This is a genomic window from Halomonas sp. HK25 (assembly GCF_047795635.1).
GTDB lineage: Bacteria > Pseudomonadota > Gammaproteobacteria > Pseudomonadales > Halomonadaceae > Halomonas.
Genome location: NZ_CP181044.1, coordinates 1,982,767 through 1,996,085, shown reverse-complemented (window position 1 = coordinate 1,996,085; position 13,319 = coordinate 1,982,767). Strand labels below are relative to the sequence as shown.

The following is a 13,319-nucleotide window of genomic DNA, read 5'->3' as shown; positions in this document are numbered from 1 at the left end:
GCCCCTGGCCGCCTTCCCCGCCCTGGCCTGCTTGATGCCGGCTGCGCCGGCGGCCTCGTTTGTGGCCGCTCTCATGGTCGTTATAATGACCCACCCGGCGGCGGCGGCCTCCCCGGACGAGGTGCCCACCGTTCACGGTCTGGCACTCTACGACGAGCCGGCGCTGCCGGAAGGCTTCGCCCATTTCCCCCACGTCAATCCCGACGCTCCCCGCGGCGGCACCCTGACCCAGGCGGCGGTAGGCGGCAGCTTCGACTCCACCAACCCCTTCATCATCCGTGGCACACCGGCCGCGGGGCTTTTCGAGATCTACGACACTCTGGTGGAAGGCAATCCCGACGAGCCCTTCTCGGTCTACGGCCTGCTCGCCGAAGGCATCCGCCTGGACCCGGACCGCGAGTGGATCGAGTTCGACCTGCGCCCCGAGGCGCGCTTCCACGACGGCGAGCCGGTCACCGCCCATGACGTGGTGTTCAGCTTCGAGCTGCTCACCGAGCAGGGCAACCCCTTCTACGGCGCCTACTACGCCGACGTGGAGGGCGTCACGGCACTCGATGATCAGACCGTACGCTTCGACTTCGCCGAGGTGCACTCCCGCGAGCTGCCGCTGATCGTCGGTCAGCTGCCGGTGCTGCAGAAGCACTACTGGGAGGCGCACGACTTCACCGCACCGACGCTGGCCGCCCACCCCGGCTCCGGCCCCTACCGCATCGGTGAGATCGACCCCGGACGGCGTATCGTCTACCAGCGCGACCCCGACTACTGGGGCCAGGACTTGGCGGTGAAACGCGGGCGCCACAACATCGACCGGCTGGTCTACGACTACTACCGGGACCGGGACATCGCCTGGGAGGCCTTCAAGGCCGGGGTGCTGGACTACCGCATCGACGCCCGCGCCGCCACCTGGGCGATCGGCTACGACTTCCCCGCCTACCGCGACGGCCTGGTGCGCCGCCTTGAAGTGCCGGACGGCCAGCCGGCCCGCATGCAGGCCTTCATCTTCAACCTGCGTCGCGACAAGTTCGATGACCCCCGCGTACGCGAGGCCCTGTCGCTGACCTTCGACTTCCCCTGGCTCAATGCCAACCTCTTCTTTGATGCCTACCGGCGCACCGAGAGCTATTTCCAGAACTCCGAGATGGCCGCCAGTGGACTGCCCGAGGGCGACGAACTGGCCCTGCTCGACCCCTGGCGGGACGAACTGCCCGAGCGCCTGTTCGACGAACCGGTGCCCATCGACCATCCCCTCGAGCTGCGCGAACGGCTTCGCCTGGCGCTGGAGCTGCTGCGCGAGGCCGGTTACGAGGTGGAGGGCGACCGCCTGGTTCACGGCGAGACGGGGCAGCCGCTGACGGTAGAGGTGCTGCTGTTCGACACCGGCATGGAAAGGGTGACCCAGCCGATGCTGCGCAACATGGCGCGCCTGGGCATCCGCGGCAGCATCCGCATCGTCGATATCAACCAGTACCTCAACCGCCTGCGCAGCTTCGATTTCGACATGACCGTCGGCCAGTTCCCCCAGTCGAACAACCCCGGCAATGAGCAGCGTGACTTCTGGACCAGCGCCGCCGCCGAGACGCCCCAGAGCCGCAACCTGATGGGCCTGGCCGACCCGGTGGTAGACGACCTGGTCGAGCGGCTGATCCGCGCCGACAGCCGCGAGTCGCTCAACGTGACCGCCCGCGCCCTGGACCGGGTACTGCTGTGGCGCTTCCCGATGATCCCCCACTACCACTCCGGCGAGACCCGCATCGCCATCTGGGACAAGTTCGCCTGGCCCGAGCCCTTCCCCGAATATGGCATGGACCTGGCCGCCTGGTGGGTGAACGCCGAGCGGGAAGCCGACATCAACCAGCGCCTGCGCCGCCGCTGAGGCCGCCCCGGACACGAACAAGGAAGCCGCCCTCGTGAGTCGCTATATCCTGCGCCGCCTGCTGCTGATGATCCCCACCCTGATCGGGATCATGCTGCTCAACTTCATCATCGTGCAGGCCGCCCCGGGCGGCCCCATCGACCAGATGCTGGCCCGTTTCGAAGGCGCCAATGCCATGGCCAGCACCCGGCTGGAGGCCGGCGGCGAGGTGATGGTGCGCGACGAATCCCGGGGGGCCCGGGGCATCGATCCGCGCTTCATCGAGCAGCTCGAAGAGCAGTTCGGCTTCGACCAACCGGCCCACCTGCGCTTCCTGACCATGATGCGCGACTACGCCACCTTCGACTTCGGCAACAGCTTCTTCCGCGATCGACCGGTGGTGGAGCTGATGATCGAACGACTGCCGGTGTCGATCTCGCTGGGACTCTGGACCACCCTGCTGGTCTACCTGATCTCGATTCCGCTGGGCATCCGCAAGGCGCTCCACCACGGCTCGCGCTTCGACATCTGGACCTCGGGGCTGGTGATCGTCGGCTACGCCATCCCCGGCTTCCTGTTCGCGATCCTGTTGATCGTGCTGTTCGCCGGCGGCAGCTACTGGGATCTGTTCCCGTTGCGCGGGCTCACCTCGCCGGATTTCCACGAGCTCACGACCTGGGGCAAGGTCAAGGACTACCTGTGGCACATCACCCTGCCGGTGGTGGCCATGACCATCGGCAGCTTCGCCACCCTGACCATGCTGACCAAGAACAGCTTCCTCGACGAAATCCACAAGCAGTACGTGCTCACCGCTCGGGCCAAGGGGGCCAGCGACGGCGGCGTGCTCTACGGCCACGTATTCCGCAACGCCATGTTGATCATCATCGCCGGCATGCCAGGTGCCTTGATCGCGATCTTCTTCACCGGGTCGCTGTTGATCGAGGTGATCTTCTCGCTGGAGGGGCTGGGCCTGCTCGGCTTCGAGGCCGTGATGCAGCGCGACTACCCGGTGATCTTCGGCACCCTCTATCTGTATACGCTGGTCGGCCTGCTGTTGAAGCTGGTCTCCGACCTGACCTATGTGTGGGTGGACCCGCGCATCGACTTCGAGACACGGGAGTCCTGAGCCGATGACCGCTTTCTTCAAGACCGTTTTCAAGAGCCCGACGGACCGCTTCTCCCCCATCACTCGCCGCCGCCTGGCGGTGTTCCGGGCCAACCGTCGCGCCAGGGTCTCGCTGTGGGTCTTCCTGGCGTTGTTCGTGGTGAGTATCGGCGCCGAGCTGATCGCCAACGACAAGCCGCTGGTCATGCAGGTCGACGGCCAGTGGTACATGCCGCTGCTGGTGGACTATCCGGAGACCGAGTTCGGCGGCTTCCTGCCCACCACCACCTACTACCATGACCCCTTCGTGCAGGCACAGATCGAGGAGAACGGCTGGGCGCTGTGGCCGCCGATCCCCTTCTCCTACCAGACTCTGGACATGCAGATGATGCGCCCCTCGCCGGCGCCGCCGGATGCCCGCCACTGGCTCGGCACCGACGACCAGGGGCGCGATGTCCTGGCCCGGGTGATCTACGGCTTCCGCCTCTCGGTGGCCTTCGCCCTGGTGCTCACCGCCGGGTCGCTGATCATGGGGGTGCTGGTGGGCGGCATCCAGGGCTACTTCGGCGGCAAGACCGACCTGATCGGCCAGCGCTTCACCGAGATCTGGTCGGGGCTGCCGGTGCTCTTCCTGCTGATCATCCTGGCCAGCTTCGTGCAGCCGGGCTTCTGGTGGCTACTCGGCATCATGCTGCTGTTTTCGTGGCTGGGTCTGGTCGACGTGGTGCGCGCCGAGTTCCTGCGCGCGCGTAACCTCGAGTACGTGCGCGCCGCCCGGGCCATGGGGCTGCCGCCGCGGCTGATCATGTGGCGCCACGTGCTGCCCAACGCCATGGTCGCCACCCTCACCTTCGTACCCTTCCTGTTCACCGGTGCCATCACCACCCTGACCGCCCTGGACTTCCTGGGTTTCGGCCTGCCCCCCGGCTCGCCGTCGCTGGGCGAGCTGGTGGCCCAGGGCAAGAACAACCTGCACGCCCCCTGGCTGGGCATCACCGCCTTCGTCAGCCTCTCGCTGATGCTCTCGCTGCTGGTGTTCATCGGCGAGGGGCTGCGCGACGCCTTCGACCCCCGCCATGTGCGCCATGCCGCGACGCCAGTGCCCGCTGCGAATCCGTCCGCGGCGCCCCAAGCCTCCGCCAGGAGCCAGACCGATGCCTGAACCCTCGTCCCGTTCTGCGCTGCTGCGCCTCGAGGACTTCTCCGTCGCCTTCGACGGCGCCACCGTGGTGGACCGGCTCAGCCTCACCGTGAACCGTGGCGAGACCCTGGCGCTGGTGGGCGAATCCGGCTCCGGCAAGTCGGTGTCGGCGCTGGGCGCCATGGACCTGCTGCCGGGCAACGCCGCCGTCAGCGGCACACGCCGGCTGGGCGACACCGACCTCGCCCGGCTGCGCCGGCGCGACTGGCAGGGGGTGCGCGGCGGCCGGGTGGGCTTCATCTTCCAGGAGCCGATGACCTCGCTCAATCCGCTGCACACCGTGGGCAAGCAGGTCGGCGAAACCCTGCGCCTGCACCAGGGACTCAGCGGGCGTGGGGCGCGAGCCCGAATCATCGAGCTGCTGGCTCAGGTCAAGCTGCAACGCCCCGAGGAACTGATCGACGTCTGGCCCCACCAGCTCTCCGGCGGCCAGCGCCAGCGGGTGATGATCGCCATGGCGATCGCCAACGACCCCGAGCTGCTGATCGCCGACGAGCCCACCACGGCACTGGATGTCACCGTTCAGCAGGAGATCCTCGCCTTGCTGGCCGAGCTGCGCGACAGTCACGGCATGGGCATGCTGTTCATCACCCACGATCTCAATCTGGTGAGGCGCCACGCCGATCGGGTCTGCGTGCTGTACCAGGGGCGCGAGCAGGAGACAGGGCCGGTGGAGAGGGTCTTCGACGCACCGGCCAGCGCCTACACCCGCACCCTGCTCGACGCCGAGCCCGAGGGCCGTCCGGGGCCGGTACCCCGCGGCGCACCGCTGCTACAGGCCCGTGGCCTCGGCGTCAGCTTTCGACGCCCCAAGAAGCTGTTCATGCCACGCCCGCCGGCCTTCGAGGCGGTCAGGCCCATGAACCTCACGCTGGCCCCCGGCGAGACCCTGGGCATCGTCGGCGAGTCCGGCTCCGGCAAGACCACCCTCGCCCTGGCGCTCCTTCGCCTCACCCAGAGCCACGGCGAGATCACCTTCGGCGACACCCGCCTGGATACCCTGACCGGCGGCGCCCTGCGCCGCCTGCGTCACCGCGTGCAGATCGTCTTCCAGGACCCCTTCGGGTCGCTTTCGCCGAGGCTTCCCGTCTCGGAGATCGTCAGCGAAGGGCTGCGCTTCCACCAGCCGGCGCTCACGGAGGTCGACATCGCCCGCCGAGTGGCTGAGACCCTGGCCGAGGTGGGCCTGCCCGCCGACTGTGCCGACCGCTATCCCCACGAGTTTTCCGGCGGCCAGCGTCAGCGCATCGCGGTGGCCCGGGCTATCATCCTCGAGCCCGAACTGATCGTGCTCGACGAGCCCACCTCAGCGCTGGACCGCACCGTTCAGAAGCAGCTGGTGGCGCTATTGCGCGACCTCCAGGCCCGCCGCGGGCTGAGCTACCTGTTCATCAGCCACGACCTCGCCGTGGTGCGCGCCATGGCCCACCGCATCATGGTACTCAAGGAGGGCGAGGTGGTGGAAAACGGCGACTGCCTGGAGGTACTCGAGAACCCCAGAAGCGACTACACCCGCGCCCTGGTGGCCGCCGCGGGGCTTTCCCCCGCCGTCGATTAACGGCAAGTCGGGAAGGCGCCTTGACCCGGGGCGGCGCTACCGAAAGCTGACACGGCTAGTTGGCCACCAGAGCATCAGCGCCGGTCCCCGCCGACTCGCTGGACCGCTGATGAAACAGAATGGTGGCAACGCAGGCATAGGATGATCTTACCCCGCGACTATGACGCGCCGGATGCCGACGGATGGGGTTCAGCCAGCCTGGCCTGGGCCTGGCACTGCTTGCACGTTATCTGAGCAAAGCCGTTGGGTTGAGGCTCGATCTCGAAGGCCCGCCAGCGGGTCTCTCCTCGGCCGATCTCCACACTCCCACACCGGCAGCTCAAGATAAAGGTGCCCACCGGATCGAGATCAAGGCTGATAGATGACATGGGTTCCCTCCCAAGAATACTAAGTCAGCTTAAGCGTTTGACTGATCCGCACATAGAGGAGAACACCGGTATCCCGTGTAGGCCCTGACTGACATCCCAAGCGGCTTAGCGTGCCTCACCCCAAGGAGTGTTTACCAGAACCGAACAGGGATTCCGGGAGGAGTGGATGGGAGCATCAGCACTTCGAAACGCCACGCCTGCTGAGATCCACGAATTGATCGTGAAGATTGGCGAAGTTCACGGCGTTGACTACGATGGGAGCGGTTCCATCTGTTCCGTAGGCCAATGACTCCATCGCACCGCTAGAACCGAGGAGCCCGACCCATGAAGAAGCGTGTCCTGGCCTATGGCCGCCTGAACGAGGCCCAACTGGCCCAACTCGCCGAGCAGTTCGAGGTCCAGACGTTCCGCGACCTGGCGTCCGCCGACGATCCCGGCTTCCGCGCCGCCCTATCCGAAGCTCATGGCCTGATCAACACCAGCCTGAGCATTACCCCCGAACTGCTTGATGAGGCCCCCGATCTCGAGAGCATCGCCACCATCTCGGTGGGCTACGACAACTACCCGGTCGACGAGCTGACCCGACGCGGCATCCTGCTCTGCAACACCCCGGATGTGCTCACCGAAACCACGGCGGATACCGGCTTCCTGTTGATGATCGCCGCGGCCCGGCGCGCCGTTGAGCTGGCCGAGTGGGTCAAGCACGGAGATTGGCAGGCCGGTGTGGGGCCCGAGCACTTCGGCAGCGACGTGCACGGCAAGACCCTCGGCATGATCGGCTTCGGCCGCATCGGTGCGGCCATCGCCCGCCGCGGCGCGCTGGGCTTCGGGATGCGCGTTCTCTACTCCAACGCATCGCCCAAACCGGCGCTGGAGGTGGAGCTGGGTGCCGTGCGCAGCGAGCTGGACGAGCTGCTCGCCGAGTCGGACTTCGTCTGCGTCAGCGTGCCGCTCACGGCCGACACCGAGCATCTGATCGGCGAGCGTGAGTTCGCCCTGATGAAGCCCTCGGCCATCTTCGTCAATATTGCCCGCGGCAAGGTGGTCCACGAGGCGGCGCTTATCGAAGCGCTGGAGATGGGGCGGATTCGTGCCGCCGGGCTGGATGTCTTCGAGCAGGAGCCGCTGTCGCCGGAGTCGCCGCTGCCCCACATGACCAACGTGGTGGCCCTGCCGCACATCGGCTCGGCCACCCACGAGACGCGCACCGCCATGGCCCAGCGCGCCGTGGACAACCTCATCCTGGCACTGAACGGCGAGCGCCCGATCAGCCTGGTCAACGAGGCCGCCTGGAGGCCTGCTTGATTCAGTCAGGCGCGCCAGCGGGTGGCTGCTCAAGTCGTCGTTCGTAGAGCCCCTTGGCACTGTCGGGGGTCAGATCCCGATGTGTTCCTAGAACGCGGCGATTTCGGCGGCCGTCAGCTCGCGCCATTCGCCGGCGGGCAGGTCGCCCAGGGCCAGCGGGCCGATGGATTCCCGATGCAGGGCCACCACGTGGTGGCCGATGGCGGCGAACATCCGCTTCACCTGGTGGTACTTGCCTTCATAGAGGGTCAGTTTGGCCACCGTTGGCTCGCGCATGGCCAGTTCCGCCGGGCGGGTGGGCTTCTCTTCGCTGTCGAGCAGCACGCCCTCGGCGAAGGTGGCGACGGCCCGGTCCAGGGCCTCGCCCTCCAGCGGCTCGGCCAGGGTCACCCGGTAGATCTTGCCGAAGCGATGCTTCGGGGAGGTGACCCGGTGGGACCACTGGCCGTCGTCGGTGAGCAGCACCAGGCCGGTGGTGTCCACGTCCAGTCGCCCCACCGGCTGCAGGCGCTCCACCTTGGGCACCTCAATCAGGTCGATGGCCCGGGGGTAGAGGGTGCGCCGGGCGGTGCACTCCACTCCGGCGGGCTTGTGCAGCATCAGGTAGCGCAGCCCCACCAGCGCCAACGGCTCATCGTTCCAGGTCACGCGGCTGGTCTCATCGACCTGGGTGGCGGGGTTCTTGACGGTTTCGCCGTCGACGCTGACTTCACCGCGATGCAGGGCCTTCTTGGCCAGGCTGCGGGTCAGCTCGGTGGTCTCGGAGAGGAAACGGTCCAGGCGCATCAGAAGCCGACTCCATCGGAGAGGGTGAAATGATCGGCGTCGCGCCAGGCGGGAAACTTCTCGCGAAAGGCCCTGAGCTCATCAAGCGACAGGGTGCCGGTCTTGATGAAGGCCGCGCCCTCAGGTTCATCGATCAGCGCCTCGCCCTTGGCATCGATCAGCATGGAGTCGCCGGCGTAGGGCAGACCCTTGGCGTCCTCGCCGACGCGGTTCACGCCGATCACCGGGCAGAGGTTCTCGATGGCGCGCGCCTGCAGCAGGGTGCGCCAGGGGTGGCGCCGCGGCGCCGGCCAGTTGGCGATGCACAGCAGGGCGTCGTATTCGAAATGCTCGTCCGGCGCCGGCTGCTGTCGCAGCCAGACCGGAAACCGCAGGTCATAGCAGACGCTGAGCAGCAGACGAAAGCCCTTGAGTTCGACGATCACCCGCTCGTGGCCCATGGCATAGCGCTCGTGCTCGCCGGCCATGCGGAACAGGTGGCGCTTGTCGTAGGTGGCCAGCGACCCATCCGGGCGCGCCCAGGCCAGGCGGTTGAAGTAGTTGCCGTTGTCGACCACCGCCACGCTGCCGGTCACCACACAGCCGCGCTGCCAGGCCTGATCCTTTAACCAGGCCACGGTCCGGCTCTCTGCCATGGGCTCGGCCATCTCCCGGGAGTTCATGGTGAAGCCGGTGGCGAACATCTCGGGCAACACGATCAGGTCGGTGTCGGCCTGGCCGAGGTCACCCAGCGTCTCCTCCAGCATCCGACAGTTGGCCTCGGGGTCTTCCCAGCGCAGGTCGCACTGCACCAGGGTCACTCTCAGTTCGCTCATGGGGCGCTCCTGATCCGATGGGTGATTGGGGCCTAGCGTACCCCAGGGCCGGGGCCACGTCAGCCGCCTCCCGTGGCGGCATGCCCGATAGGCTGCTAACGTACTCCTCCTCGTCTTTCGATGCCGTCCAGAGGCCCCATGAGCACATCGCCCACCGCCGCCCCCGATCGGGAACCCGCCAAGGGGGTCGCCTTCGGCCTGTCCGCCTACATCATGTGGGGCTGCTTCCCGCTTTTCTTCGCCCTGTTTCAGGGGGTGCCGGCCTTCGAGATCCTGATCCACCGCATCCTGTGGTCCTGCCTGTTTCTGGTGGGGCTGGTCACCCTGCTGAGGCGCTGGGCGCCGATCCGCAGGGCCCTGGCCGAGCCCCGCCGGCTGGGTAGCGTGCTGGGCTGTGCCCTGCTGATTGCCCTCAACTGGGGGCTCTATATCTATGCGGTGGAGACCCGCCAGGTGCTGCAGGCGAGCCTGGGCTACTTCATGACGCCGCTGGTCAACGTGGCGCTGGGCATGCTGGTGCTGCGCGAGACCATGCACCGGCTGCAGAGGGCCGCCGTGGGGTTGGCCGCGCTGGCCATCCTCATCCAGCTGCTGCTGCTCGGCGAGCTCCCCTGGATCAGCCTGGCGCTGGCCTTCTCCTTCGGTACCTATGGGCTGCTGCGCAAGCAGGTGCCGCTGGATGGCCTCTCGGGGCTGTTCGTGGAGACGCTGCTGCTGCTGCCGCTGGCGCTGCTGACGCTGGCCTGGCTGGTCCAGGCTGATATGTCCCACTTCCTGGGTGAACCCCACACCACCCTGCTGCTGGTGGCCAGCGGGGTGATCACCGCCCTGCCCCTGCTGGCCTTCGCCGGCGCGGCGCGGCGGCTGCGTCTGGCGACCCTGGGGTTTCTGATGTACATCAACCCCACCATCCAGTTCGGTATCGCCCTCGCGGTGTTCGGCGAGCCCCTCACCTCGGTGGAGCTGACCACCTTCGCACTGATCTGGACCGGGCTTGCGCTCTACTCCTGGTCCTCCTGGCAGAGCCGGGCAAGGCCGGCTGCCTAGGAAAGGGAATAGCGGTGTTGCCAAGGCGTCAAGTGACTGGTGGGAGATTGGCTCAGCTCCCACCAGCAGCATCAGAGTTGGCTACCCAAGGAAGCCTCAGACCTGGCTGGCCGCCAGCGCCTGGTCGAGGTCGGCGAGGATATCGTCGATATGCTCGATGCCGATGGAGAGGCGCACCATGTCAGGGGTCACCCCTGCCTTGGCCAACTCCTCGTCGTTGAGCTGACGGTGGGTCGTGGCGGCGGGAATCGATGAGCAGGTCTTGGCATCGCCGATGTTGACCAGACGCAGGATCATGCCCAGGGCGTCGTAGAAGCGCGCACCGGCCTCAAGGCCTCCCTGGATGCCGAAGCTGAGAATGCCCGAGGCGCGGCCGTTCATGTACGCCTGCGCCAGGCCGTGGTCCTTGTGGCTTTCCAGGCCGGCGTACTTCACCCAGGTCACGGCGTCGTGACTCTCCAGGTACTCGGCCACCCGTTGGGCGTTGTCGCAGATGCGCTCGATGCGCAGCGCCAGGGTCTCGAGGCCCTGCAGCAGGTTCCAGGCCGCCTGGGCGGAGAGCGCCGCCCCCATGTTGCGCAGCGGCACCACCCGGGCGCGGCCAATAAAGGCTGCCTCGCCCAGGTCCCGGGTATAGCAGACCCCGTGGTAGGAGACGTCCGGCTCGTTGAGGAGCGGGAAGCGCTCGGCGTGCTTGGCCCAGGGGAACCGGCCGGAATCAACGATGACGCCACCCACGGTGGTGCCATGACCGCCGATGTACTTGGTGGCCGAGTGGATCACGATGTCCGCACCGTGCTCGATGGGGCGCCAAAGAAAGGGGGTGGGCACGGTGTTGTCGACGATCACCGGCACGCCATGGCGATGGGCCACCTCGGCCAGGGCCTTCATGTCCACCACGCCGCCGGAGGGGTTGCCGACACTCTCGCAGAAGACCGCCTTGGTGTGGGCATCGATCAGCGCCTCGAGGCCGGCCAGGTCATCCTTGTCGGCGAAGCGCACCTCGATGCCCTGGCGGGGCAGGGTGTGGGCGAAGAGGTTGTAGGTGCCCCCATAGAGCTCGCTGATGGAGACGATGTTGTCGCCCGCCTCGGCGATGGTCTGGATGGCGGCGGTGATGGCCGCCATGCCCGAGGCCATTGCCAGGCCGGCGATGCCACCTTCGAGGGCTGCCACGCGCTGCTCCAGCACGGCGCAGGTGGGGTTCATGATCCGCGAGTAGATGTTGCCCTCGACCTTGAGGTCGAAGAGGTCGGCGGCGTGCTGGGCGCTGTCGAAGGAGAACGAGGTGGTCTGGTGGATCGGCACCGCCACCGCGTGCTGGTTGTCGGGGGCATAGCCGTGGTGAAGGGCAATGGTTTCGCGTTGCATGGCGTGTCCTTGGGTGATTGTGTCGGGGTTTGTGGATTCGCGAGCATTTCACCAGATGCTAACCAACTCTGACTCAGGCCACTAATATCGTTTAGTCTCTATCGCTATAATTCCTTGACGGTGCGTGAACGGATGCTGGAACGCTACCTGCCGATCCTCGCCTGGCTGCCCCACTACAACCGCCGACTGGGCGGCGCCGACCTGTTGGCCGGCCTGATCGTCACCGTGATGGTGATTCCCCAGTCACTGGCCTATGCCCTGCTCGCGGGCCTGCCCGCCGTGGTGGGCCTCTACGCCAGCATCCTGCCGGCCGTGCTCTATGCCCTGCTCGGCACCAGCCGCACCCTGGCGGTCGGGCCGGTCGCCATCATCGCGCTGATGACGGGTGCCGCCCTCTCCGGGGTGGCGACACCGGGCACGCCGGAGTACCTGCAGGCCGCCCTGGTGCTGTCGCTGCTCTCCGGGCTGATGCTGTTGGCCATGGGCTTGCTGCGCCTGGGCTTCTTCACCAACTTCCTGAGCCACCCGGTGATCGCCGGCTTCCTCTCTGCCTCGGGGATCCTGATCGCCGCCAGCCAGGCCGCACACCTGCTGGGCATCGAGGCCAACGGCTATACCGCCACTGCCCTGCTGGGCAGCCTGGCCACCAACCTCGACACCGTCCACTGGCCGACCTTGGCCCTGGGCGCCGGCACCCTGCTGTTCCTGCTGCTGTGCCGACGCCACGCCAAGGCGCTGCTGCGCCGCCTGGGGCTGGCCGAGCCTACCGCCGCCCTGCTGGCGCGCTCGGGCCCGGTGCTGGCGGTGGTGGTCACCACGGGGCTCAGCTGGCACTTCGCCCTGGCCGACTCCGGCGTGGCAGTGGTCGGGTCCATCCCCGGCGGGCTGCCGCCCCTCACCCTACCCGGCTTCGATGTCTCGCTGTGGCGCGCCCTGCTGGTCCCGGCACTCTTGATCAGCGTGGTGGGCTTCGTGGAGTCGATCTCCATGGCCCAGATGCTGGCGGCCCGGCGGCGCCAGCGCATCTCGCCCAACCAGGAGCTGATCGGCCTGGGCGGCGCCAACCTGGCCGCCGCCTTCACGGCGGGCATGCCGGTCACCGGCGGGCTGTCGCGCACCGTGATCAGCGACGAGGCCGGCGCCCAGACCCCCATGGCGGGGCTGTTCGCGGCGCTGGGTATCGGCCTGGTCACGCTCGCCTTGACGCCGCTGCTACACCACCTGCCGATCGCCACCCTGGCCGCCACCATCACCGTGGCGGTGCTGACCCTGGTGGACATCCCGATGATCCGCCAGACCTGGCGCTACTCTCGCGCCGACTTCTCGGCCATGGCAGCGACCATCCTGTTGACCTTGGTGGAGGGGGTCGAGGCCGGCATCATCAGCGGAGTGCTGCTCTCCATCGGCCTGTTCCTCTACCGGACCAGTCGCCCCCACAGCGCCATCGTCGGGCGCATTGCGGGCACCGAACACTTCCGCAGCGTGACGCGGCATGAAGTGGAAACCCTGGGGCACGTGGCCTTCCTGCGCATCGACGAGAGCCTCTACTTCGCCAACGCCCGCTACCTGGAGGATACCGTCCACGCCCTGGTGGTGCGCCATCCGGGCCTCGAGCACGTAGTGCTGATCTGCTCCGCGGTGAACCTGATCGACGCCTCGGCGCTGGAGAGCCTCGACGCCATCAACGCCCGCCTCAAGGAGTCCGACGTTACCCTGCACCTGGCCGAGATCAAGGGCCCGGTGATGGACCGCCTCAAGCGCAGCGACTTCCTCGACGACCTGACCGGGCGCGTCTTCCTCAGCACCTATGCGGCCTGGCAGGCCCTGGGCAACCCGCCGGAGTAGGTCCTGACGAGCCTGCCTGGGGCATACAAGCATGTACGTAAACGTTATGATGTCTCATGCCGTGAC

At 67.3% G+C, this 13,319-nt stretch carries 10 protein-coding genes; 7 read left to right on the top strand and 3 right to left on the bottom strand.

Going from position 1 to position 13,319, the window contains the following annotated elements:
- The first annotated feature begins 73 nt into the window (after nt 1-73).
- The 5 genes from ACM26W_RS09595 to ACM26W_RS09575 all read left to right on the top strand — a co-directional run bounded on the left by ACM26W_RS09595 (nt 74) and on the right by ACM26W_RS09575 (nt 7,389).
- Nucleotides 74-1,873, top strand: coding sequence for an extracellular solute-binding protein (locus tag ACM26W_RS09595; RefSeq protein WP_416140849.1), 1,800 nt, complete (start codon nt 74-76; stop codon nt 1,871-1,873).
- 34 nt (nt 1,874-1,907) lie between these two features.
- Entirely contained in the window at nt 1,908-2,978 is a 1,071-nt protein-coding gene (locus ACM26W_RS09590; RefSeq protein ID WP_416140599.1) for a microcin C ABC transporter permease YejB, read from the top strand.
- Nucleotides 2,979-2,982: 4 nt separating this feature from the next.
- The gene (locus ACM26W_RS09585) at nt 2,983-4,119 is read left to right on the top strand and encodes an ABC transporter permease (RefSeq protein ID WP_416140598.1); all 1,137 of its coding nucleotides are present in this window, start codon (nt 2,983-2,985) and stop codon (nt 4,117-4,119) included.
- Nucleotides 4,112-5,716, top strand: coding sequence for an ABC transporter ATP-binding protein (locus ACM26W_RS09580; RefSeq protein WP_416140597.1), 1,605 nt, complete (start codon nt 4,112-4,114; stop codon nt 5,714-5,716). Before ACM26W_RS09585 ends, ACM26W_RS09580 begins: the two co-directional genes overlap by 8 nt.
- Before the next feature lie 692 nt (nt 5,717-6,408).
- The gene (locus ACM26W_RS09575; RefSeq protein ID WP_416140596.1) at nt 6,409-7,389 is read left to right on the top strand and encodes a 2-hydroxyacid dehydrogenase; all 981 of its coding nucleotides are present in this window, start codon (nt 6,409-6,411) and stop codon (nt 7,387-7,389) included.
- An 87-nt stretch (nt 7,390-7,476) separates the two neighbouring features.
- Here the strand turns inward: ACM26W_RS09575 and ACM26W_RS09570 are convergent, their stop codons facing one another.
- Nucleotides 7,477-8,175 carry a pseudouridine synthase gene (locus tag ACM26W_RS09570; protein WP_416140595.1) on the bottom strand — a complete coding sequence of 233 codons (699 nt, stop codon included), beginning with the start codon at nt 8,173-8,175 and terminating at the stop codon, nt 7,477-7,479.
- Nucleotides 8,175-8,990, bottom strand: a complete 816-nt coding sequence (locus ACM26W_RS09565) for an amidohydrolase (RefSeq protein WP_416140594.1) — start codon at nt 8,988-8,990, stop codon at nt 8,175-8,177. The genes ACM26W_RS09570 and ACM26W_RS09565 overlap by 1 nt, the downstream gene beginning before the upstream one ends.
- A gap of 138 nt (nt 8,991-9,128) precedes the next feature.
- Here ACM26W_RS09565 and rarD point away from each other — a divergent pair, with 138 nt between their 5' ends.
- Nucleotides 9,129-10,037, top strand: coding sequence for an EamA family transporter RarD (gene rarD, locus ACM26W_RS09560; RefSeq protein ID WP_416140593.1), 909 nt, complete (start codon nt 9,129-9,131; stop codon nt 10,035-10,037).
- Nucleotides 10,038-10,133: 96 nt separating this feature from the next.
- Here rarD and ACM26W_RS09555 read toward each other — a convergent pair whose 3' ends face one another.
- Nucleotides 10,134-11,408: an O-acetylhomoserine aminocarboxypropyltransferase/cysteine synthase family protein gene (locus tag ACM26W_RS09555; RefSeq protein ID WP_416140592.1), complete on the bottom strand. Its 1,275-nt coding sequence runs from the start codon at nt 11,406-11,408 to the stop codon at nt 10,134-10,136.
- Nucleotides 11,409-11,540: 132 nt separating this feature from the next.
- On the opposite strand from ACM26W_RS09555, the gene ACM26W_RS09550 reads away from it, so the two are divergent.
- The gene (locus tag ACM26W_RS09550; protein ID WP_416140591.1) at nt 11,541-13,253 is read left to right on the top strand and encodes a SulP family inorganic anion transporter; all 1,713 of its coding nucleotides are present in this window, start codon (nt 11,541-11,543) and stop codon (nt 13,251-13,253) included.
- Nucleotides 13,254-13,319 lie beyond the last annotated feature (66 nt).